At 64.7% G+C, this 371-nt stretch carries 1 riboswitch.

The window, feature by feature from the left end:
- Positions 1 to 200: 200 nt before the first annotated feature.
- Positions 201 to 323: riboswitch (TPP riboswitch) on the bottom strand.
- Between the last annotated feature and the right edge of the window lie 48 nt (positions 324 to 371).

The following is a 371-nucleotide window of genomic DNA, read 5'->3' as shown; positions in this document are numbered from 1 at the left end:
CGGCCGACGCAGGCGCGTGCGCGCCGCCTCGTGCAGACGCACGCGGCAGCGGATCGGGAACAGCGAAAAAGACTGAAGATTGAGCGGTCATCATTCCTTCCGTAACGCGCGATGCGCGTACCCAAAAGGACGAAACCGGCAGCAAAGGCCGGCCGGGCGGGACTCGGACGCTGACCATGTGGGATGGCGGCCAGCGCGGCCCGGCGGGATCAGAAACTTCCCTCGCCGGTATTACCCGGATCGGGTGCGAAGGGTCTTTCTCAGCCTCGCAGCGTTGCCCGGAACTACCCATGGCCGCACTCGAAGCACCCCTGTTTCGTCGTCGGCCATTAGACCATAAAAGCGGAAAGCGCCGCAAACTGTCCCCGTGC

This window comes from Achromobacter sp. SIMBA_011, from assembly GCF_046535435.1.
In the GTDB taxonomy this organism is placed as follows: Bacteria; Pseudomonadota; Gammaproteobacteria; order Burkholderiales; family Burkholderiaceae_B; genus Achromobacter; species Achromobacter dolens.
The sequence above is the reverse complement of the archived record's forward strand: the minus strand, read 5'-3'. Positions and strand labels throughout refer to the sequence as shown.